This window comes from Legionella geestiana, assembly GCF_004571195.1.
GTDB classification, from domain to species: domain Bacteria; phylum Pseudomonadota; class Gammaproteobacteria; order Legionellales; family Legionellaceae; genus Legionella_B; species Legionella_B geestiana.
Map to the genome: position 1 here is coordinate 235,128 of NZ_CP038271.1, position 21,179 is coordinate 256,306.

The following is a 21,179-nucleotide window of genomic DNA, read 5'->3' on the forward strand; positions in this document are numbered from 1 at the left end:
CTGATACTGCTCCCCAGTCGCCTGCAAAAGCATTTTTTGCTGAGAACTTTCTGAATAAAATTATGAAGAAACCAAGGGCCGCCGCCCCTTCTGCAGGGGACTGGCTGCGTGGATTTAGCGGCTGGCCGCATCCTGAGTCTGCTGGCTCGGTGGAAAGTTATGTATTTTTTCCCTTTGAAGGGATGTTAAACCTGTTAAAGCTCTTTGTTTACATCACCCCGGCAATTATGGCCATGCGCCTCATGGATGACACACTAATGCCCATGTATGAGGATGCGCTTGACAGCATATCAGGTCAGGAAGCCAGCATGCACGAGCGGGGCCGCGGCCTGTTAAAACTGCTGACCTGTGCTCCCCTGCTCCTTTTGATGAGCACCTTTGCGGCGGTTGCACTGACGGGTGGCTGCCTGACTGCCACGTCCGACATGTTTGAAAAGGCACATGCTTTCGGCACGAAATTGCACCCGAAACTTGGCAGCCTGTTTGGAGGGCATGTTTTTTTTCTGGCAATAATCATTCATGTCGCCCTTGGGCTGGAAATACCTTCAGCCATCGTTGGTGTTATTAGCCTGAAACTATTGTCTTTTTGCAATCAAAGCCTGCAAAACGGCGCGACTGGCAAATTTAAAGTTTCTTACGCTGCTGCCGCTCCATCAGGCGCATCAAGCGACACCTCCATGTCGCTGGCAGTTTCAGCATCTCCCAAAAGAAGCATTGCAGCCGACTCGGTGACACTGCCACTGTTCAAGGCGCGGGAACTTCAAAACGTTACCGATTATGGTGCAATCAGCCGGCTTCAACCGTAACTTCGAGCGCATCTGAAAGGCCTTTGTTGTCCACCACGCGAACCACGTAACGTCCGGGTTTTGCGTGCCAGAACAAAAGCGAATCAGGGGCGCTTTCGCCAGTCCATGCCTCATTCACAAACCAATAGAGGCGTGTTACATCGGCATCTGCAACAGCGGTGAGTGGAATGGGCTTCGGGCTGGCTGCATCAATGACATAATGCAGTCCCTGCGTAAGCGAGCTGATGCGCGGAGCACGTCCTGTACTGGCGGTATCCTTACAACCTTTGGCATACGGAGGAGGGGTTTTGCGCTGAATACCGGCGCGACGCAATACCTGAAGTAAATCCGTGGGCCAGAACTCAAACACTTCAAAACGAACATCCTTCTCGCCCCGGCAGGCGCGAAGCCCTGTTTTTTTATCTATGACCACTTCCCGGTGCAGCGTATCTTTAACTATGGGGGACTTTCCAGGGATAAACCAGGTACTGACCGTTTCCGGACACCATCGCGAAGGCATCATGCCAGAAACGGCGCAGACGTTCACGCGACGCAGATTAAGCCACGGCGGCGGCTCCCGGCCATTGTCAATAAATTGCGAAGGAAAGGCTTCTGCAATCGCTTCAGATGCTGCAAACAAGAGCGGTGCGGCAGCGCGCTTGCCCACGAAAGCCGCGTTGGCACGGTTATCAAAATTCCCGACCCAGACACCCAGCACCCAGGGGCCATATACTCCGACCGCCCAGGCATCGCGATATCCTGATGAGGTGCCGGTTTTCCACGAGAGTGGCAGGCGCTTAGAGAGCAGCGTAAAACCTTCGGGAGGCGGGGTATCGCGCAGGATATCCTCCACAAGAAAGCTCGCCTCCGCACTCAAAAGCCGCTTTCCAGAGACCAGGGGGTCTGATGTTTCCAGTCGCAGAGGCCGCCACACCCCACCATTGGCAAGCATCGCATAAAGCCCCACCAGCTCTTGCATGCTCATCTCCGCACCGCCAAGGCTCAGTGCAAGACCGTACCATGAAGCGGAGCGCTCAAAGTGCACACCGGCCTGCTCGAGAAAACCATAGAGTCCAGGGCTTTTCAGGCGGTTGGCAAGTGCTATTGCAGGGATATTACGGCTGCTCACAAGCGCTTCCCGCGCTTTCACAGGACCACTGAAATCCCTGTCAAAGTTTTCAGGGTTCCACGCACCAAAGCGGCGCGGAACATCTTTCAACAGCGTTTCTGGATGAATAAGCCCTTCATCGAAAGCCAGTGCATAGATAAATGGTTTCAGAGTAGAACCTGGCGAGCGGCGAATCTCTGTGCCGTTAATTTGTCCCTGCAGGCGGTTGTTGAAAAAATCGGCCGAGCCAACCATGGCACGTATGCCCATGTCGCGGCGGTCAACGAGCAGCAGCGCGGCATTGGACACCCCGGCCCCCAGGCATTTTTCCACATGCCGCTTCACTACCCTCTCAAGGAGCGTCTGCAAACGCGCATCGAGCGTGAGAGAGAGCGCATGCGAAGGCGTGCGCGGCCGATTCAGCACTTCATTCAATGCGTGCGGCGCACGAAACGGCACATGGTGGCTCAGTACGATGGGAAGGCGTATCCGTGATAGAGCACTGCCCGCATCCTCAAGATGCAGATTAAGTCGCGCATAAAGCCCTTCCCGCAGGTGAGCAAGCATTTTGGGGTCTTTGGGGCGCTTGAGCGGGTTTTGCGGAATGACGGCAAGCGTCAGCGCTTCTGCGGCTGTCAACGCTTTTGCCGGCTTGCCAAAGTAAATAAGACTCGCCGCTTCAGCACCTTCGATGTTGCCGCCATAAGGTGCAAGGTTCAAATAGGCTTCAAGCAGTGCTTTCTTAGAGTAATGGCGTTCAAGCTGAAGCGCGCGCATCATCTGCAGGCATTTACCCCGGAAGGTGCGCGATGGCATGCCAAAACGCAGGCGTGCGAGCTGCATGCTGATGGTGGATGCTCCAACCCTGCGGGCGCGGCGCACAAAAGTTTCAAAAACCGCTCGCGTAAGTGAGAGCGGATTAATGCCCGGATGGTGATAAAAAAAACGGTCTTCCTGCTCAAGGGTTGCTGAAATCAGCATCGGCGCCATCGCCTCAAGCGGTACAAATACCCGATATTTATCTTCACGCGTTAATGTAATGCGCAAAAGCGTGTGATTTTTATCATAGACCGTCGTTGAAAAATCAATCCCTTCAAGCAGGGTTGGTTTGGGTGAAAAAAAGAGTGCGGCTCCTGCGCTGACAAACAGCACAAAGCAGATTATGCTTAAAGCTTTTAACAAGGCTTTCACGGTACATGACTCGCTGATGCAGGGCGTGCCCAACATACCATAGGACTCATTATGAAATCATCCGTTTTCGCCCGTGCGTTGACAGCAATTCGCTCCACCTGGCACACGCTGGCTGGCGAGATTTCATGGACCAAACCCCGATGGTGCTCGCGCCTGAAGGATACCATCTCCAAAAACCCGCGAAAAAGTCTGCTGGCATTGGGCATCACGGTACTTTTTAGTGGAGCGCTTTACAGCTATCTGCACCTGCCAACGCCCCCTCTCGCACGCGCGGTCATTACCCCTCCTGAAAAATCGTTGATAAAAGACAACATACTGACCCCGGCGCCCCTTGTCATTCGCTTTCAGGCCCCTGACCAGTCAGCACAGTCCGCGGCCCCGCTGCAGGATATCGGTAAAGTCCTTACTCGTGGCGTTATCCTTTCCCCTGAGCACGAGGGAAGATGGAGCTGGAAAAGTGACTCGGAGCTCGTATTTACGCCTCTCAAAGACTGGCCTGCCGGAACGGCCTTCACTGTCGATTTAACCCCCTCTCTCTTAACACCCGGCCTTAAGCTTGCTTCTTTGCATGCCGATTTCAAAACACTGCCACTGAAGGTGCGCGTTAAGGATTTCAAGCTGTATCAAAACCCAACCAATCCCCTTGAGCGCGCCATTACTGCAACACTGCACTTTAATTTTCCTGTCAATCCCGAAAGCCTTGCCAAAGCGCTGAAACTCTTTACAGAGACTCCAAAGAACAGCGCGCTAGAACCAGAGCGCTTCAGTTTCACCCTGAAATATGACAAATTTCGACGCACAGCCTGGCTGCGCTCTGAGACGGTTAAACTCACTGACAGCCCGCGCTTTGTGGTACTGGATATCAGCGATAAAATTCTTGCTGCCAGCAGCGATGCCCATCTCGCCAATCCTGAGCGTCTGACACTGCTGGTACCGGACAGAGCGAGCTATTTTCGCGTAAAGGCGATGGATACGCGCATTATTCGCGATGCAAACGATGTCCCGCGACAGGTACTGACGCTTGAAACCACACTCGGGGTAAAAGATGCCACTTTGCAGAAAGCCGTGCATGCGTGGCTTTTGCCTGAACACGTGTCATGGGATCCTGATAATGCGCAACACGCCTGGCAGTCGCCTGGAGAAGTTACACCGGAAATACTCGAAAAATCGACTCCCGTTCAATTGACGCCTGAGCCTTCAGGCCATCCGTGGTCTACTCTCCATGGCTGGCAGTTCGATGCTCCGGCTTCGCGCTATGTTTATGTACGATTGGATACCCCGCTCAAAGCGTTTGGCGGGTTTAGCCTTTCAAGGCCTTTTGAGACAGTTCTGCAAGTTCCTGCCTATCCCAAAGAAGTTGGCTTTTTGCATAAAGGCTCTTTAATGGCGCTTGCCGGCGAGCGCAAGCTCTCTGTAACCGTGCGCGGGTTGCCTGCGGTTCGGTTTGAGCTTTCGCGCGTGCGCTCAGGGGATATTAATCATCTGGTCACACAAACCCGCGGCGACATGTCGAACCCGGCGTTTGTAGACTCCTGGTTTGGGGCTCAGAACATCAGCGAAGTATTTAGCGAAATTCAGCCTTTTGACGCATCAAATCCTGCAAAGCTACAGTATCACGCACTGGACTTTGACCGCTATCTGAAAAAAGACGGCAAGGGTTTTCAGGGGCTTTTTCTCCTGCGCGCGCAGGGTTTTGACCCGGTCAATAACGTGGCACTTGAGGCCATGGCCACCCGCCTGATTCTCCTCACTGACATGGGGCTCATTGTTAAGGACAATGTGGATGGCTCACATGAGGTGCTCACCACTTCCATCACCGAAGGCGGCCCGGTTGCCAATGCCGATATTACCGTACTCGGTAAAAATGGGCTGCCGATTGCGAGCAGTCGCACCGATGCGCAGGGTCATGCGCATTTTCCGCCTCTCACGCAGTTTACAGACGCCGAGGAGCCGGTGGTGTATCTGGCACAAAATGGAAACGATGTGTCGTTTATCCCCTTCAGCAGCGGCGAGCGGCAGTTGAATTTTTCGCGGTTTGATACCGGTGGCCTTTACAGCGGCAATCAGGGAAGCGAGTCTTTAAGCGCGTACCTTTTTACAGACCGCGGCCTCTATCGCCCGGGCGAGACCATTCATCTGGGTGCGATTGTTAAACAACTATGGCTACAGCCGCAACCGGCAGGCGTACCGCTGAAAATTCAGGTCGCCGATGCACGCGGCACGCTGCTGGTCAATAAGGCACTGGCACTTGATAACAATGGCTTTTTTACGCTCGACATCCCTTTAACACCAACTTCACCCACGGGGCAGTATGACGCATACCTGTATCTTGCCAAAGACGCCCTTTCCCAGAGCCTTCTTGGCAGCGTGAGCCTGCGGGTGGCGGAATTTGAACCGGACAGCATGCGCATTCGTGCAGAAACGCTGCCAGCCACTGAGGGGTGGGTGAATCCAAAAGATCTGCGCCTTAAAGTACGCCTTGCAAACCTCTATGGCGGCGCAGGCGTCAATCGCCGGGTCACCGCCCGCATGACGCTTGAGCCTCGACCGGTGCAGTTTGAAGCATATCCTGATTTTGTCTTCGCCAATCCTTTGCAAAAACCGGGCGACAACCCAAAAACCGTCAGCCTGACGCTCCCTGAAGCCACCACCAATGACGAGGGCGTGGCTGAGTTTAAACCCGACTTTCAGCAATTTGGCAACGCCATCTGGTTTGCACGCTTTTATACAGAAGGCTTTGAACCGGACAGCGGTAAAAGCGTAAGTACGGAAGTTTCAACACTGATAAGCCCGCTCTCGGCCTTTGTGGGGTATCGCGCCGATGGAGCGCTTGGACTGCTTCATGCCAACACCCCGCGAAAGGTACATCTGCTCGCGGTTAATTCGGCCCTCAAACCAACGGCTCTTGAAGGCTTAACCCTTGAGCTTGTCGAATGGCGTCCCGTTTCAACACTGGTGAAAACTGCTGACGGAAACCTGCAGTACCAGACCCTTCAGGAAGCACGGGTGTTGCGAAGTATGCCCCTTGCCCTTAAGGAAGCGGGAATGGACATCAGCCTGCCGACAGATACCCCAGGCACCTTTCAATGGGTCATTCTTGATAAGGCGCGCACTGTGCTGAACCACATCGACTGGAGCGTTGCCGGTGCCGGTGCGCCCACCGATTACACCAGTGCGGAAATGGTTCTCAAAACAGATAAGGAAACCTATGCGCCGGGAGAGGAGATTACGCTGCAGATCAATGCTCCCTATGCCGGAAGTGGCGTGATGACCATTGAGCGCGACCGGGTTATGGCCGTACAGTGGTTTAAAACGGAAACACCTGAATCTGTTCAGAAAATCCGTGTGCCGGAAGCGCTTAAAGGCAACGGTTATGTGAATGTCATCTTTCTTCGTGACTGGAATTCGCCGGAACTTTTTGCAAGTCCCATGCGTTTTGCGCTGGCTCCTTTTTCTGTCAACCATGATAAAGAGACGCTCAATATTCGCCTTGATACGGCAAAATCGGCGCGTCCCGGAGACACCCTGAAGGTGCACTACCAGAGCGATAAACCCGCTCAGATGATTGTCTTTGGTGTTGACGAAGGAATTTTACAGGTAGCGCGCTACCACACTCCAGACCCGCTTGGCTTTTTCTTCCAGAAACGTGCGCTCGAAGTGCTCACGCGCCAGACGGTGGATTTAATACTGCCGCAATTTTTACATGCGCGCGAACGCTCAGCCGTTGGTGGCGATGAGGGCGATGATTATCTTGCGGGTCACCTGAACCCGTTTCGCCGCCGCGCAGAAGCGCCGGTTGCCTTCTGGAGCGGACTGCTCGAAGCAGGTCCCGAAGGCGGGACACTGGAGTGGCTCCTTCCTGATTACTTCAACGGCAGCCTGCGCATCATGGCTGTCGCCGTTGGCAGCGACATTGCAGGAAACGCTGAAACCCAGACCCTTGTTCGCGGCGATTTTGTCATTAATCCCGTCATGCCGACATTCGTGGCCCCTCTGGATACGTTTGACCTTAGCGCCACCATTGCGAATAATCTCAAAAATTCCGGTGAAAAGCTGCCGCTTGGCGTTCGCCTGAGCGTTTCTGAAGGGCTTACCCTGCTCTCTCCAGCTGAAATTACCTTACCCGTTGACGAAGGCAAAGAAGGTGTGGTGCATTTCCGCCTGCAAGCATCAAGGGTTCCAGGAACCGCGTCTGTACGCCTTGAGGTTCAACATGGTGACACGCAGGCACACATGGAATCCTCGCTCAGCATCCGCCCGCTCATGCCCCATGCCCGCACGGAAAAAATGGGGCTTACCCGGAAAACTGCGCTGGAAGTGCCTTTATCAACACACTATTTTCGAGCGTTTTACAACGGCGAGGCTGCGATTTCCACCAACCCGCTGATTCTCACTCAGGGGCTCGCGCGCTTTCTTGAAGCCTATCCGTGGGGATGTACAGAACAGCTTACAAGCCAGGCGTTTGCACGACTGTCACTGCTCGATGACCCAACGTTATCAAACGAACGCGCATCGGCTCTTGAACGCCTTTCTGAGGCCTTTGGCGTCCTTGCCTCGCGCCAGCTTGCCAATGGCTGCATCAGCTACTGGCCAAACCTTGGAGATACGAGCAGTAACCCGTTCTCAAGCGTCTATGCCATGCATTTCCTAACCGATTCTGGCGCAAAAAACCTTCCGGTACCCAAATCGTTGATAAGCGGCGGCCTTTCCTGCCTGCGCGAGCTTGCAGGTGCTGAAACTGCTTCCGCAGAACAGGCAAAACTTCAGGCATACGCCACTTATGTATTAACGCGAAACGGAATCGTCACTACACCGTGGGTCTCGCATCTCCTTGAAACACTTGATGCACACCCCGAATGGCACTGGAAAAAGGACATCACCGCGGTCTATCTGGCGGCCACACTCAAAGAGCTGCAATCCCCGGATGAGGCAAATCGTCTGGTTGCAGGCTACCATCAAGCCCCGGTAAGCCCAGATGATTTTTCCTTCATGAGCGGTGCTGCAGCGAATGCGCAGTATTATTATTTGCTCGCGCGCCACTTCCCAGACCTCTTACATGCAGCAGGTCTTAAGCCCGTAGAGTCGCTCGTTAAAAGTTTAGGCCTTGCAGAAGTAAATACGCTCACAGCGGCTTACACAAGCCTTGCCTTAAGTGCGATGGGCGACTCAGCAAACCCCGGCAGCGATGCTGACCTCGGTATCGCGGAAACACGCGCTGATGGATTGCGCCACATCCCGGCGGCGCGCTCCGGGTTTGTGAGCCTCTCTCCTGATGCCACCCGTGTGCACTTTGACAATCCAAAAGGGGTAGAGGCATTCTGGCAGGTCAGTCAGAGTGGATTTTCAACAAGGCTCCCGGAAAAGCCCCTCGTTGAAGGCCTTGAAGTTTACCGTGAATACCGCGACAGTGAAGGCAATGCCGTCACTCAGGCCGCGAATGGCGATGTGCTTGAAGTGCATATCCAGATTCGCGCGACTGGAGAGCCTGTCAGCAGTGTGGCACTTGTTGATTTACTCCCCGGCGGTTTTGAAGTGGTACGCGATTCGGTGACAGCAGAAAACATGGAATATGCCGATATGCGTGAAGACCGGGTAGTCTTTTTTGGGTACGTTGACACGGCAGCGAAATCGCTTGTTTATCGCATTCGCGCCATCAGTGCCGGAACGTATGGCATTCCCCCGGTGTTTGCTGAATCAATGTATACGCCTCGCATTCGAGGACTCGGCGTGAGCGGTACGCTGCAAATCACTGCATCTGGAGAATAAGTGCCAGCCACAACAGGCTGCCATACCAGACGCTGATGCGAAAAGCGCGGGTGCAGTCTTCTGGCCTGCGCCCCTTCGTCAGATAAAGCTGGCTTACGAGGGGCAAAAAAGCAGCGAGCCATGCCAGCCAGTAACCCGCTCCCGCCTGCAGGAAAACGCCCATAAAAAGCCACAGCGCCTGAGTCACAATCAGGAGCAAGCCCGTAATCAGTCGGTCATACTTCCCAAAGAGCAGTGCCGTTGAGCGCATGCCGGCACGTACATCATCTTTTACGTCGGCCATTGCATAGAGGGTATCGTAGGCAATGACCCAGAGCGTATTCGCAAACAGTAAGAGCCAGAAAAAGCGGTTAAAGGGTGCGCCTGATGCCACAAATGCCATGGGAATGCCCATCGAGAACGCCAATCCGAGCACCAGCTGCGGGGCATGAAAAAACCGTTTGCAGAAAGGATAGAGCCATGTAATCGCGAGCGCTGCAAGCGCCCATGGAAAACAGGCTGCAGGTAATTGCAGGAGAACTCCGAGTGCAGCGAAGAGAAGGACAGATAAAAGCAGCAATGCCGGTAACAGCCCCACTTCTCCGCTGGCAAGCGGGCGTTTGTCTGTTCGCGCTACAAAGCGGTCAAGGTGGCGGTCGGCGATATCATTGACCACACACCCTGCCGCACGCATGAGACAGGTGCCCGCGAAAAAAAGGATTAGGAGTGACACTGGCACGCCCTCGGGGTTTGCGAGCCAGAAGGCTGAGGCCGTTGGCAGCCACAGGAGAACGGTGCCTGCGGGTTTATCAAGGCGCATTAATCGACACAGTGCTGAAGGGTTCATATGGTATAGTTCTCAAGGCCCGGAAGCAATACTTCCAGAAGGTGAAAGCCCTCTCCTTCTCTCAGCGAGAATGCCGATAAGCGTGCGGGTCGTATACAGAAAGATGTGGCCGTGACCCCACTCATATGCGCATACCCCTCAGAGTCGAGCAAAACGCCCAGTCTCTTAAATTCCGTACGATGAACCTCATTATGCGCAAAGAGCAGCTTCCCCATCGGTTCATGGCGTAACCGGTCAAAGAAAAGAGCGTGTGCAGCCCACACCGAGGCAGGAATGACGGCCATGGCATACCAGCAGGGACTGGCTGCATCCCACATGCGTATCTCCCGACGAAACACTGTTTCTTCCTCAATGCCGAGGCATTCCCTGTCCCATGAAGACGCAGGAACCAGTGCTTGAGAAAGGAGTTCAAGTCGTGCGCATCCAGCGCGTGCGTAAAGACGCTCCGTCAGTGAATCCGGGCAGGTGAGCCAGGCATCCAGACCTGTATGTGCGGGTATCTCCGTAAAAAACGGAAACACTTTTTCCTGTAACGTCATGGGCGGGGCTTTGGGCAAAAGGGTTATTTTGCGCTGTCCCGGTTATCCATTGCAACCCCTGAACCCTTTCCAGACCAGACATACACACGCTGTTCATCAATGATATTTGCCGTTTCTTCAAACCCGCCCCGCATTTTGAGCGGTTCAATCGCGCTTGCGGCGATATTGATGGCATTGGGTTGGGCGTGTTTTTGCATGTGACCGGCAATGTCAATGACCCTGTCGCTGACCTGCTCAAGCGGGGTATCTTCATCGATATACACAAACCCGGCATTGATACCAAAACGCACACGAAAAGGCGTTTTCATTTTGCGCTCTTCGCGGTTAAAGTTTTCAAGCCTCGCTAATACGCACTGCGCTGCGGATACCGCATCATCTACCGAGCGAAAGCAGCTCATGATGCCATCCGGTGTCATCGCAAATTTGACAACGCCATTCTCCGAAAGGCATTGATTGACCAAAAGGTTATAGCGCTCAAAATCCCAGGCAGCGACGTGTTTATCTTCATCGCGCTTCATACCGGTAGAGTCCACAACGTCCATTGCAAGAAATGCGAGCTGCTGCCCCATCGAATCAAGCTGTCCCTTAATATGGATAAATTCTTCAAGCAGGCGTTTTCTGTCTTTTCCAGATGCCTGCTGCAGCCCTTTAAACCGTGAATCGATTTCCTGAAGCGCCTTCTTGCCAATCTGCGCCCTGTGCGTGTTGCGCCAGGCACTGTAGTCTTGTTCAATCAGCCGTCGCTGGTGTGACACCTGAATATTGTCTGTAAAGCGTGTCACTCCATCAGAGATCAGCATGAAAATAACAGCAGTGAAAAGCGCGCTAAAATCCACTCCCCAAAAGCGCGTGGGAATGGCTTCGCGCACAAGGTTTATCAGATGTCCAAGATAGCGTGATTCAATCTGCAGTATCAGGTTGGTCAGGGTGTAGTGGCTGGCGTTATTGACAAACTGTAACAAAAATCCAATGCATAACACCCCGATGATGATTCCAAGAATCAGGCGTAACCCAATTAGACACTTTATCAGCACAGAGTGGAATATGTTGTTCATGAGCGCCTCGCAAGCGAGCCTTATGAGCCTTTTGGTTCAGTATAGTCATTTTTTTGCAAACGCATGCGACAGAAGCGATTGACTATCAAGGTGCGGGTGTGGCCTGCGGCTTTCAACACAAAACGGCCATTGCAGATGTTCTGGTTGAAATGCGCATTAAATATCAACGCGTTTTTTGACTGCATGCCCTGCCAGCGTATGTCAGCTTCATTCACGGCGAATGTCCAGCGCCTTACGGGCTCTCCTTCGGTAAGGCTGCTACCCCGTACCAGTGTGAACCCTTTTGACCAGTCGGCATTCTTCGTGAGCGCAAGTAATGCGTAGGTTTCACCATGGGTAATGGCGAGATTCTTGCCAAGCGCCACGGCACTCGTTAGAGCATTGACGCGCAGGGTAAGTCGCGTTTGCGCCGTTAATGGCATAAATGCAGGAAATGCAAACAGGCTTATGAGCGCGACTACAGCGAGCACACACACAAGTTCGATGAGGCTTAAACCGCGACAGGCGCGCATTCAGCAGTGTCCAGAATGCTGCGTACATGGCCTAAATCCTGCCATGCCTTTTTTTTATCCTGAGGGTTTCGCAGCAGATAGGCTGGATGAAACGTCACACGGCAAGGCACTCCCTGATAGTGATGGAGACTTTCACGCAAACGATGCATGGGAAGCGTTGACGCACACAAAAAATTCCCGGCGAAACGCCCAAGCCCAAGAATTAATGCCGGTTTAACCGTTTCAATCTGGCGTATCAAAAAGGGGGTGCAGGCCGCGATTTCATCGGGCGTTGGGTCACGGTTATCTGGCGGGCGGCACTTGAGGATATTGGCAATGTAAACCTGTTGTTCATCCATGCCGATGGACGCGAGCATGGCATCAAGAAGCTGGCCGGCCCGCCCCACAAATGCCTTTCCTTCCCGGTCTTCATAAAATCCAGGTGCCTCGCCTATCACCATCAAGCGCGCCCTGGGGTTGCCGCGCTCGAAAACAGTCTGCGTGCGACACGCGGAAATCGCACAACGCGTGCAGGCGGCAACTTCCCTTGCAAGGGCATCCAGGTCCTCGGCAATCATTGAGGAAGCCGCAGGCTTTGAGGTGCGTAAAATCCAGCGTTCAATCCCGAGCTGCTGCAGGTACCATGGATGCAAATCGCGACGCATTATATTCCGAAACCAAAACTCTTTGTGCCATTATCCTCTAAGTTCTCAGGGATGGGAATATCGATGGGCGCACTCACTTGGGGAGGCGTAAATCGCCGTGCGGGCGGTACGGGGGCTTTCACACCAAAATCTTCCCTGAAACCCGAACACTGTTCAATAATCGCCCTCATATCAGGAAGGCACTTCAGGAGCGTTTCACACTGCATGCGGCTTAGCGACCAGCGTGCAAAAACGATTGGCATGGCCTGTACAGGCATTTCATGAAGCGCGTTATGAAGGTTTTGCAGGTACACAATGACGGACTCTGTCGGATGATTAGTCCAGGCCTGCAGGAGCATGCGCAACAGGTACACCACGATATGCGTATCCCCCTTAACCTCTGAGAGTGTCTGCCAGAGGGGAACGCAGGGGTCGTTCAGGCAAAGCGCATGACGCGCCTGTCTGAAGGCCTGCGCATCAGCGGCAACCGTAAAATGTGCGTCCATGATATCGCCGAGTAACGGGTATACCACATTAAAAAAGCGGAGATTTCCGAGATAACCTCTGACGGGCAGCGCACGTACAGGCGTTACCTGTGGTTGAAACCGAAACTGACTGGACATGGGCGGCTCGGTCAGCACATCATGGTTCGACAGCGGCTCCTCATCTGAGTCATTCATGGCCCCGGCATGCACAAAAAAGCGCGCTCTAAGCATCTGCAGCCAGTTCGCATCGACTGTTCTCGCAAAGTGGCTTTCTGCTATTTTTTCAAAGCAATCAGGCTTTTTACGCCAGCAACACCAGAGGAGCAGTTCCTCTACACAGGAAAAACTCGCCATCATTACTTCTCCCCCGCCACAGGGACTGTCGCCCATGCGAGCTTCGAGGTATGATTCAGCCGCGCGGTAACCGCTTTCAACGAGCTGTTGTCGCAAATCATGAGAGAGGTCAAACTGTGTGGCGGAAACATAGCCCACATCCATGAGGATGGTCTGCAGTGCGTGGCGTCGCAACTTAATGCGATCCTGCTCCCAGCCGCTGGCCGGGTCGAGAACGCCTGTTAAAAACTGGTAGATGTGATTAACGAGCCAGCTCTCGCGGTAGACGCGTTCGCCTAAACGATAGAGGGCGCTGCGCTCAGGCCCGTTGTCAAACTGCAGTACGAGTACCCGCAGGGATGTGCCATCGGATTCCAGAAACGTTTCACCCTCATCACGAAACACTTCAGTCGGTACGTTACTGAGGACCCCGCCATCGCAATACAGATGCCCATCAAAAATCGTTGGCTTATAGACTACAGGAATGCTCGCAGATATTTTCACTGCCTCACTGACTTCCGTGTGCGGTGTGGTTTCATAGGAAAAATAGCGCGTGGCGCGCAGCTCGGCATTCGTTGCGGTCACTGCGAGTTTTTCACCGAGTCCACTACCCTCACAGCGAACCCTTAAGGCTTCAAGGGACGCAAACGTCACTTGTCCGTCCCTAAAGACCTCCGATTCGAGAAAAAAACGCCCTTCCTCACTTGCGTGCAGCTGGTAGCGCTCTACAAGCTCCACTACCTTGCAGCTGATGAGGAGGTCAAGAGCGGCTTTGAGAGCTGTGGTATCAGAAATACCGCTTCTGTCCATCCTGTCAAAGCTGACAAGCCGGTCCTGACGCATTACGCGAAACTTTTCAAGAATCTCATCCGCCGAATATCCAAGATAACTGAGCAGCGCCATGATGGCGCCCGCAGAACTCCCGGCAAAAGCGACAGGATAAATCCCCTGCTCATGAAGCCTTTTACAGGCACCAATGTGAGCGAAAAGCTTCGAGCCTCCACCTGAAAACACAAACCGGTCAATTTCAGGGCGCATTTCACGCACAGAAAGGGTCGACTGATCGGATACCTGGGACACGGTCAATGTATCACTGAGTGCAAGCTGATGCAGTTCGCTGCCCTGCTCTTCTGAGGAGGTATTCTGCTCGGGAGAGGCTGGCGTCACCGTCAGTCCCCCGGTAAAAAGACTGACAATCCAGCGCCAGAGACGCTGGTACCAGAAGAGCGGTGTAACAAAAAACTCACCCTCACGCCATTCACGCATCAATCGCCAGCGTGTCTCATCGGAGGCAACCGGAATTGACAGCGGATGGGGAGTATCCAGAATAGTAAGAAACGCTTCTTCATCCATCGTGTGAATATCACGCTCAAGCAGCTCATCAATCACTGCATCCGTGAGATACACGCGTTTGGTATTGCCTGTTACACCGCTTTCAAAGTTTTCGGCGGGATTGCGGTATTTTTCATCCCCTGCGGGCGTACGGGTCTGATTGAGTCCCACAAGAAGCCCCTGCTCACCTTCATCGACTTCCATGCCTGTAAGCTGGTAATCCATGGAAAGAGAAAGTGAGTCCAGTTGCCAGTGACGGGTGCGCTTTCCATAAAGGAGCCAGTTCTTAATGCGCCCCCAGTAACTAAGCGCCACCTCGGCCGTATAGCCCCGGTATTCACTGGTATCGACGGCACTAAGATAAAATCGACTGGCATCCTCTTCATGCGGCGTTAAAAACCAGCGCAGGAAGCGCTCGCGCCGGGATGGTTCAAGGCGTGAAAAATCGATAATTATGCGTTCGTTATCAAAAAGATAATCGGCAAGTGTGTAGCGATTATCGGGAAAGAGATTATTGATGCGAAGCCAGCCGCCAGCAACTGTCAACAGGTATTTTTTGAATAACAACCGGTTGTTATCAATACGTTCGTCACCGTCTGCCGCCAGCACAGACTGCACATTCCCTTGAACCATCATACTCTCCTAAAGCACCCGGCCTCTTATTCCTACCATGAAAGCGCACCTCATTGAAAGTCGTGCAATTTTTCGAGGCCTGCGTTATAGTCGCGCGAGGAATGCCTTACAAGTCCAAAAAATGATAGACGCCCTCATGGATGGTCATGACGCGGATGTGGTGCAACAGGTTGAAACCCTGCTCACTTCTGCGCTTTCGATGAATGCCTCCGATATTCACGTTGAACCCTTTCAGGATGGATTGCGCGTACGTTTTCGCATTGATGGCCTGCTGCGTGAAATTGTCACCCTGCCGGCAACACTCGCGCCACGCGTAGTTTCCCGGCTTAAGATAATGTCAAACCTTGATATTTCCGAAAAACGCCTGCCTCAGGATGGGCGCTACCGTTTGCAGCCTGCAAATGAAAAACCAGCGGATTTTCGTGTCAGTACCTGTCCCGTGATTCATGGTGAAAAAGTCGTTCTGAGGCTCCTTGAACAGGGGAACACCAGCCTGCCGCTGGATGCCCTTGGCATGCTTCCAGAACAGCTTGTGCTGTTAGAGCGCGTACTTTCAAGACCACAGGGGCTTGTACTCGTAACGGGCCCCACCGGCAGTGGCAAAACCATTACGCTTTATGCCGCTCTCGTTCGGTTAAATGCCGTAATGCGCAACATCGCAACGGTTGAAGATCCGGTAGAAATTCTCCTGAATGGCATTAATCAAGTCGCGATTAACCCAAAGACTGGCCTCGATTTCGCCACCGTACTGCGCGCGCTGCTGCGCCAGGACCCGGATGTGCTGATGATAGGAGAAATTCGTGACCGTGAAACTGCTGAGATTGCTGTCAAAGCGGCGCACACCGGGCATCTTGTGCTCTCCACGCTGCACACCACAAGTGCTGCTGAATCGCTGGTTCGTCTGCAGCACATGGGCATTGCAGCATGGCTTTTGGCGACATCCTTAAGTCTTGTGATTGCGCAGCGTCTGGTACGTGTGCTTTGCGTGCACTGTCGAATACCAGACACCGAGGGGACATTTAAAGCCCAGGGGTGCAGCCGGTGCAATCAGGGGTATCAGGGACGAACCGGTATTTTTGAAGTGCTGAACCTCGATGACACACTGCGAGACGCTATTCTCAGGGGTGATAATACCCTCAAACTGCAGGCGCTATCACGCGAGTGCGGCATGTTATCTCTTAACAAGTCCGGTACCATACTCGTGCGGGCGGGGGTAACGACTGCCGAGGAGCTCTACCGTGTCACGGGTGAGGAAGCCGCTGATGCTTAATGAATCCCACTCCCTCACACTTTTTTACTGGAAAGGGATATCTCTGCGTGACGGACGGATGCGGGGCGCCATTCTTGCACACAGCCTTACTGATGTGCGTGAGCAGCTTGCCGCCCGTTCCATTTTGTTGCTGCGTGTCGCTAAAGAGACACACCATCCATTTTTCGCTCGCCGCCTGAAAGGACGCGATATTACCCGTCTGTGTCGACAGTTTTCTACCCTGCTTGCAGGCGGCATCCCGCTCCTTTCCGTTTTTGAGCTCACGCGTGCTGCCACGCGCAACAATACACTCAAACAGCTGCTTGTAACACTTTCCACCTGTGTCAGCCGTGGGATGGGACTTGCTGAAGCGATGCGCGCGCATCCGCACTGCTTTGATGCGGCAAGCTGCAGCCTGATTCAGGTTGGTGAGCGTTCGGCCACACTGGCCGGGATGTTTGACCGCATCGCCACCGAACGTGAAAAAACCGAACGACTGCGCCGTGCCATCGTAAAAGCGCTTGCCTATCCAGTCACCGTGATGATTATTGCGTTTGTGGTCAGTGTGGGACTGCTGACTTTTGTCGTGCCAGAATTTGAGCGCATGTTCGCACACTTTGGCACAGAGCTGCCTCTGCCCACGCGCACCATTGTGTCATTTTCGCATTTTCTAACAGGACCATCATTCAAACACTGGATAATCCCGGGCCTTTTCAGTGTATGTACAAGTCTTATGATGCTTCGTAAAAATCCGCGCGTGTGCCTTGCCGCTGAACGCATGGGCTTTGCCGTTCCGGGCGCAGGTCCACTCTTCGCGCGTTTTGCCGGCATGCGACTGGCAAGCCTGCTTGCGACCACAATGGGAGCCGGTATTCCGCTCTCAAATGCCCTTGAAGACATCGCTCAAACAACGCGCACCAGCCGTTTTCAGACAGGTATCAAAGGGATTTTAAGCGCTGTTCAACGTGGAGAGTCACTCTCGGCCAGCATGCAGAAATCCGGTCTTTTTGAGGAGCATCTGCTGGTCATGGTGCGAACCGGCGAAGACGCCGGTACCTTACAATCAAGCCTTCATGAAGCTGGTCTATGGCTCGAAGCCCATCTCGAACATCGGCTTGAGATCTTAAGCAACTTGATTGAACCCTTCATCATGGCTATTCTTGGACTCCTGGTTGGCGGACTGGTAGTCGCACTGTATCTGCCGGTTCTCACTCTTGGGAGGATTATCTGAACATGTTTGCACAGCTTTTGCAGCAATATCCCGTGTTTTGCGTAATCCTAAGCGGCGTCATTGCCCTAATCACAGGCAGTTTTTTAAATCTTCTTGTCTGGCGGCTGCCTCAAATGCTTGAAGCGCGAACGCGTGCAGAGTGTGAAATGCTCTGTGGCCTTCCTGAAACTTCCCGGAAAACGCTGAACCTTTTTACACCGCGTTCCTTCTGTCCACACTGTGCCACTACCATACCGGCATACTGGAACATCCCGCTGTTAGGCTTTCTTTTACTGAGGGGCCGCTGCTTTGCCTGCAAGACACCCATTTCATGGCGCTATCCGCTGCTGGAGCTTGCCACACTCTTACTGGTACTGGCCGCACTGTACGCCTTTGGTTTCAGTCTGAAGGGACTTTTTGCTGCAGGATTTCTCGTGATACTGCTGGCGCTGACAGTGATTGATATCGAACATCAGCTGTTACCGGATTGTCTGACACTGCTGCTACTCTGGGCAGGCCTTATCGCGAACCTGAATGGCTTGTTTGTGCCCCTTCAAACGGCGGTATGCAGTGCGGCAGGCGGCTATCTCGCTCTCTGGAGCATCGCCGGACTTTATCGGTTTTTTCGACATCGTGAGGGTTTGGGTGGAGGTGACATTAAACTATTTGCAGCTCTCGGTGCATGGTTTGGCTGGATGCAGTTACAGCTTATTCTGATGCTCGCAGCCTTTACAGGCGCCGTTTTTGGCATGCTTTGGCTTAAGCTTTCGCGAAAGCCAGAGGGCACGCCCATTCCTTTTGGTCCCTTCCTTGCTGCCGCGGGAACAGCGAGTCTATTCTCGGGGGACCAGCTTCTGAAGATGTACTGGCAATTTTTTAACTATTTTTAATCAAGGGGTTATTTTAGCTTCACGCATAAAAATGTTGCAATTGATCCCATAACGTGTAATTATTGCCCACCTATGAATAAGAAATCCTTTATCTCTCTGCTGCTCATCCTGCTCGCAGGCCTTATAATCTTTTATGCCTACAGGCCGTCTGCACCACCTGTGGTGAAGACTCCGAAACAGGTCAGTTTCACTGAGCTTCCGGGCTGGGACAGCAGCAATCATGTCCAGTCCTTCAAGGCCTTCCAGCGCTCATGCTCCGTGTTTCTGCGCCAGGCGCCTGAGAAGGAAACCGGCAGCCCGCCAATACCTCTCAAAGCCGGAGACTGGCATCCGGCCTGTAAGGCGGCGATGGCCCTGCAGAATGTGGATAAGGAACGTGCGAAAGCCTTTTTTGAAACCTGGTTTTCTCCCGTTGAACTGCCGGTAGAGGGGCTTTTTACCGGGTATTATTCGCCCCTGCTTGAGGGCAGCCTTAAGCGCTCTGCCAAATACTCTGTTCCGCTATACGCCATACCAGATGACTTAATCAGCGTTGACCTGACACCATTTTCGCCTGATTTGAAGGGTAAGCGCATTGTCGGGCGTTTTGCGCACAAAACACTTGTGCCTTATTACACCCGCCATGCCATCGATAACGGTGCCATCAAGAAGTCTGCACGCGTACTTTTATGGCTTAAAGACCCTATCGATCGCATCTTTCTTGAAATTCAGGGTTCTGGAATGGTGAAACTTGAAGATGGCCAGCGCATATACGTCGGATATGCCGCACAAAACGGCGCACCCTACACCTCCATTGCCAGGGTGCTCATCGATAAAGGCATCATGAACCGTGATAACGCGTCCATGCAGCGGATACGTCGCTACCTGACTGAAAACCCGGGCGAGATGAACCGTGTATTGCATCAAAATAAGTCCTTTGTCTTCTTCAGAATTTTAAATCAGGCCGAGGCATATGGTTCTCAGGGCGTGGCACTGACGCCTGGCTACTCACTTGCAGTAGACAGACGCTTTATTCCAATGGGTACACCACTTTGGCTGAATACCACCCATCCCGATATGGCTTCAGAAGATGAAAAACCCTTCCGGCGATTAATGATTGCTCAGGATACGGGCGGCGCGATTCGAGGACTGGTTCGAGGCGATGTCTACTGGGGTAGCGGCAGGAAAGCCACCTCTATCGCTGGTCGCATGAAAAACAAGGGATACTACTGGCTGCTTCTGCCACATGAAGTCGCAAGCCGCATTCCAGATACACTGGCGGCTGGCTGAAGCATGCCAAAAATACAGGCGGCAGCTTTCTGGAGACGCGATGCAGCCCCCCTGCTGCGTCTGGCACTGCCGCTTGTAATGACCGGTCTCGTAGAGTCATCCATCAGCTTTTTTTCGACGTTTTTTCTGGCACGCCTTGGTGAAGACGCCATTGCCGCAGGCTCACTGGTTGGCTGGTTTTTTGCGACACTGATGGTCATCCTCTGGGGAGGACTCACCTCGGTCAGCGTGCTGGTCTCACGCAAACACGGCGAACAGGATATAAGCGGCGTGGCACGCGTACTGCGTGATGGCCTTCTGCTCGCCATGCTTCTCGTTCCGCCAATGTTCCTGCTGCTCTGGAATCTCGCGCCAGTCTTTGGATTTTTTGGGCAAAGCGCTGCCGTGGTCGCGATGGCAGAACCTTATCTGCGTGCACTCGCCTTTGGGCTGCTGCCTGATTTTTTAATGCTCGTACTGCTGCAGTTTCTTTCAGGACTTGGGCATGTGCGCGTAACCATGGTTTTTACCCTGTTCTGGGTACCGGTGGCGATTATCGCCAATTATGGGTTTATTTTTGGCAAACTGGGACTGCCAGAGCTTGGCATGTCTGGTATTGGCTGGGGTCTGACCACCAGTTACTGGCTGACGACTTTGTGGCTTGCGCTTTATATTTTCTTCAACAAAACCTACCGAGTGTACATAAAGCCCCTGCTTCAGAGCGGGCAGCAAAGCATGCTGCGCCAGCTGATACGCATTGGTCTGCCGATGGGCTTAATGTATGCGCTTGAAATTGGCTTTTTCTTTGTGCTGGCGCTCTACATGGGCACGCTATCGAACACTTTTCTTGCTGCCAACCAGATTGTAATGCAGTTTTTAGGAATGATGATGGCAGTGGTTTTTGCCCTGGCTCAGGCGGTTACGATTCGCATGGGGCACCTGCTTGGTGAGAAAGACGTTCTTGCGGCAAAGCGGACTGTCAAGGCTGGAATTTTAAGTGCGGTGACGTTCATGCTATTGGTTGGGGCTCTTTATGTCTTTGCGCCCGACTGGCTGATTGGGCTCGATATTTCCCTGAGCGACCGTGAAAACGCCTCACTTTTAACCATTGCCCGACAATTCTTCCTGCTCGCGGCTTTTTTCCAGTTAGCAGAAGCTGCTCGCATCGTGTGTTTTGGCGCGCTGCGCGCCCTGCACGACACCCGCTTTACTCTGATGGTATCCATCATCAGCTTCTGGGGCATCGCGCTCCCCCTCGGCCAGCTGCTCTCCCGCATGCATGGGTTACAGGGAAGCGGCATGTGGCTCGGCATGTCTTTCAGCGCGCTGGCAAGCGTTTTACTGCTCTGGCGGCGGCTGGAAAAGCAATTGAATTCGAGCATTCCATAATCCCC

Annotated in this window: 14 protein-coding genes; 7 read left to right on the forward strand and 7 right to left on the reverse strand. The window is 53.3% G+C overall.

The window, feature by feature from the left end:
• Positions 1 to 62: 62 nt before the first annotated feature.
• Positions 63 to 806 carry a hypothetical protein gene (locus tag E4T54_RS01025; protein ID WP_131793732.1) on the forward strand — a complete coding sequence of 248 codons (744 nt, stop codon included), beginning with the start codon at positions 63 to 65 and terminating at the stop codon, positions 804 to 806.
• On the opposite strand, the gene pbpC is transcribed toward E4T54_RS01025, so the two are convergent.
• Positions 787 to 3,084 carry a penicillin-binding protein 1C gene (pbpC, locus tag E4T54_RS01030; RefSeq protein ID WP_028387366.1) on the reverse strand — a complete coding sequence of 766 codons (2,298 nt, stop codon included), beginning with the start codon at positions 3,082 to 3,084 and terminating at the stop codon, positions 787 to 789. The genes E4T54_RS01025 and pbpC overlap by 20 nt on opposite strands.
• 51 nt (positions 3,085 to 3,135) lie before the next feature.
• Between pbpC and E4T54_RS01035 the strand changes: the two genes are divergently transcribed.
• Positions 3,136 to 8,850, forward strand: coding sequence for an alpha-2-macroglobulin (locus E4T54_RS01035; RefSeq protein WP_028387367.1), 5,715 nt, complete (start codon positions 3,136 to 3,138; stop codon positions 8,848 to 8,850).
• Here the strand turns inward: E4T54_RS01035 and E4T54_RS01040 are convergent.
• The 6 genes from E4T54_RS01040 to vpdC are packed head-to-tail and all read right to left on the reverse strand — an operon-like array spanning position 8,831 to position 15,191.
• Positions 8,831 to 9,676 carry a 4-hydroxybenzoate octaprenyltransferase gene (locus E4T54_RS01040; protein ID WP_028387368.1) on the reverse strand — a complete coding sequence of 282 codons (846 nt, stop codon included), beginning with the start codon at positions 9,674 to 9,676 and terminating at the stop codon, positions 8,831 to 8,833. The two genes, E4T54_RS01035 and E4T54_RS01040, sit on opposite strands and share 20 nt — an antisense overlap.
• Positions 9,673 to 10,215 carry a chorismate--pyruvate lyase family protein gene (locus tag E4T54_RS01045; RefSeq protein WP_028387369.1) on the reverse strand — a complete coding sequence of 181 codons (543 nt, stop codon included), beginning with the start codon at positions 10,213 to 10,215 and terminating at the stop codon, positions 9,673 to 9,675. Before E4T54_RS01045 ends, E4T54_RS01040 begins: the two co-directional genes overlap by 4 nt.
• Before the next feature lie 23 nt (positions 10,216 to 10,238).
• Entirely contained in the window at positions 10,239 to 11,270 is a 1,032-nt protein-coding gene (locus E4T54_RS01050) for an adenylate/guanylate cyclase domain-containing protein (RefSeq protein WP_051551062.1), read from the reverse strand.
• Positions 11,271 to 11,290: 20 nt separating this feature from the next.
• A complete protein-coding gene (locus E4T54_RS01055) occupies positions 11,291 to 11,782 on the reverse strand; it encodes a pilus assembly FimT family protein (protein ID WP_028387370.1) in 492 nt (163 codons plus the stop codon).
• Positions 11,761 to 12,426, reverse strand: a complete 666-nt coding sequence (locus E4T54_RS01060; protein ID WP_028387371.1) for a uracil-DNA glycosylase — start codon at positions 12,424 to 12,426, stop codon at positions 11,761 to 11,763. The genes E4T54_RS01055 and E4T54_RS01060 overlap by 22 nt, the downstream gene beginning before the upstream one ends.
• On the reverse strand, positions 12,426 to 15,191 hold the full coding sequence (gene vpdC, locus E4T54_RS01065) for a Dot/Icm T4SS effector VpdC (protein WP_081776827.1): 2,766 nt from the start codon (positions 15,189 to 15,191) through the stop codon (positions 12,426 to 12,428). The genes E4T54_RS01060 and vpdC overlap by 1 nt, the downstream gene beginning before the upstream one ends.
• A 34-nt stretch (positions 15,192 to 15,225) precedes the next feature.
• On the opposite strand from vpdC, the gene E4T54_RS01070 reads away from it, so the two are divergent.
• The 5 genes from E4T54_RS01070 (at position 15,226) to E4T54_RS01090 (ending at position 21,174) form a co-directional block, all read left to right on the forward strand.
• Complete coding sequence (locus E4T54_RS01070) at positions 15,226 to 16,458, forward strand: GspE/PulE family protein (RefSeq protein WP_051551064.1); 1,233 nt, start codon at positions 15,226 to 15,228, stop codon at positions 16,456 to 16,458.
• Positions 16,451 to 17,668 carry a type II secretion system F family protein gene (locus E4T54_RS01075; protein ID WP_028387372.1) on the forward strand — a complete coding sequence of 406 codons (1,218 nt, stop codon included), beginning with the start codon at positions 16,451 to 16,453 and terminating at the stop codon, positions 17,666 to 17,668. The genes E4T54_RS01070 and E4T54_RS01075 overlap by 8 nt, the downstream gene beginning before the upstream one ends.
• 2 nt (positions 17,669 to 17,670) lie before the next feature.
• Positions 17,671 to 18,537 carry a prepilin peptidase gene (locus tag E4T54_RS01080; RefSeq protein WP_028387373.1) on the forward strand — a complete coding sequence of 289 codons (867 nt, stop codon included), beginning with the start codon at positions 17,671 to 17,673 and terminating at the stop codon, positions 18,535 to 18,537.
• Positions 18,538 to 18,609: 72 nt separating this feature from the next.
• Entirely contained in the window at positions 18,610 to 19,806 is a 1,197-nt protein-coding gene (mltA, locus tag E4T54_RS01085) for a murein transglycosylase A (protein WP_028387374.1), read from the forward strand.
• A gap of 3 nt (positions 19,807 to 19,809) precedes the next feature.
• The gene (locus E4T54_RS01090; protein ID WP_028387375.1) at positions 19,810 to 21,174 is read left to right on the forward strand and encodes an MATE family efflux transporter; all 1,365 of its coding nucleotides are present in this window, start codon (positions 19,810 to 19,812) and stop codon (positions 21,172 to 21,174) included.
• Positions 21,175 to 21,179 lie beyond the last annotated feature (5 nt).

Coding starts and splice junctions, on each gene's coding strand:
- E4T54_RS01025 (WP_131793732.1), top strand. CDS start 63: ATGAAGAAACCAAGGGCCGCCGCCCCTTCTGCAGGGGACTGGCTGCGT.
- E4T54_RS01035 (WP_028387367.1), top strand. CDS start 3,136: ATGAAATCATCCGTTTTCGCCCGTGCGTTGACAGCAATTCGCTCCACC.
- E4T54_RS01040 (WP_028387368.1), bottom strand. CDS start 9,676: ATGAACCCTTCAGCACTGTGTCGATTAATGCGCCTTGATAAACCCGCA.
- E4T54_RS01045 (WP_028387369.1), bottom strand. CDS start 10,215: ATGACGTTACAGGAAAAAGTGTTTCCGTTTTTTACGGAGATACCCGCA.
- E4T54_RS01050 (WP_051551062.1), bottom strand. CDS start 11,270: ATGAACAACATATTCCACTCTGTGCTGATAAAGTGTCTAATTGGGTTA.
- E4T54_RS01055 (WP_028387370.1), bottom strand. CDS start 11,782: ATGCGCGCCTGTCGCGGTTTAAGCCTCATCGAACTTGTGTGTGTGCTC.
- E4T54_RS01060 (WP_028387371.1), bottom strand. CDS start 12,426: ATGCGTCGCGATTTGCATCCATGGTACCTGCAGCAGCTCGGGATTGAA.
- vpdC (WP_081776827.1), bottom strand. CDS start 15,191: ATGATGGTTCAAGGGAATGTGCAGTCTGTGCTGGCGGCAGACGGTGAC.
- E4T54_RS01070 (WP_051551064.1), top strand. CDS start 15,226: ATGAAAGCGCACCTCATTGAAAGTCGTGCAATTTTTCGAGGCCTGCGT.
- E4T54_RS01075 (WP_028387372.1), top strand. CDS start 16,451: ATGCTTAATGAATCCCACTCCCTCACACTTTTTTACTGGAAAGGGATA.
- E4T54_RS01080 (WP_028387373.1), top strand. CDS start 17,671: ATGTTTGCACAGCTTTTGCAGCAATATCCCGTGTTTTGCGTAATCCTA.
- mltA (WP_028387374.1), top strand. CDS start 18,610: ATGAATAAGAAATCCTTTATCTCTCTGCTGCTCATCCTGCTCGCAGGC.
- E4T54_RS01090 (WP_028387375.1), top strand. CDS start 19,810: ATGCCAAAAATACAGGCGGCAGCTTTCTGGAGACGCGATGCAGCCCCC.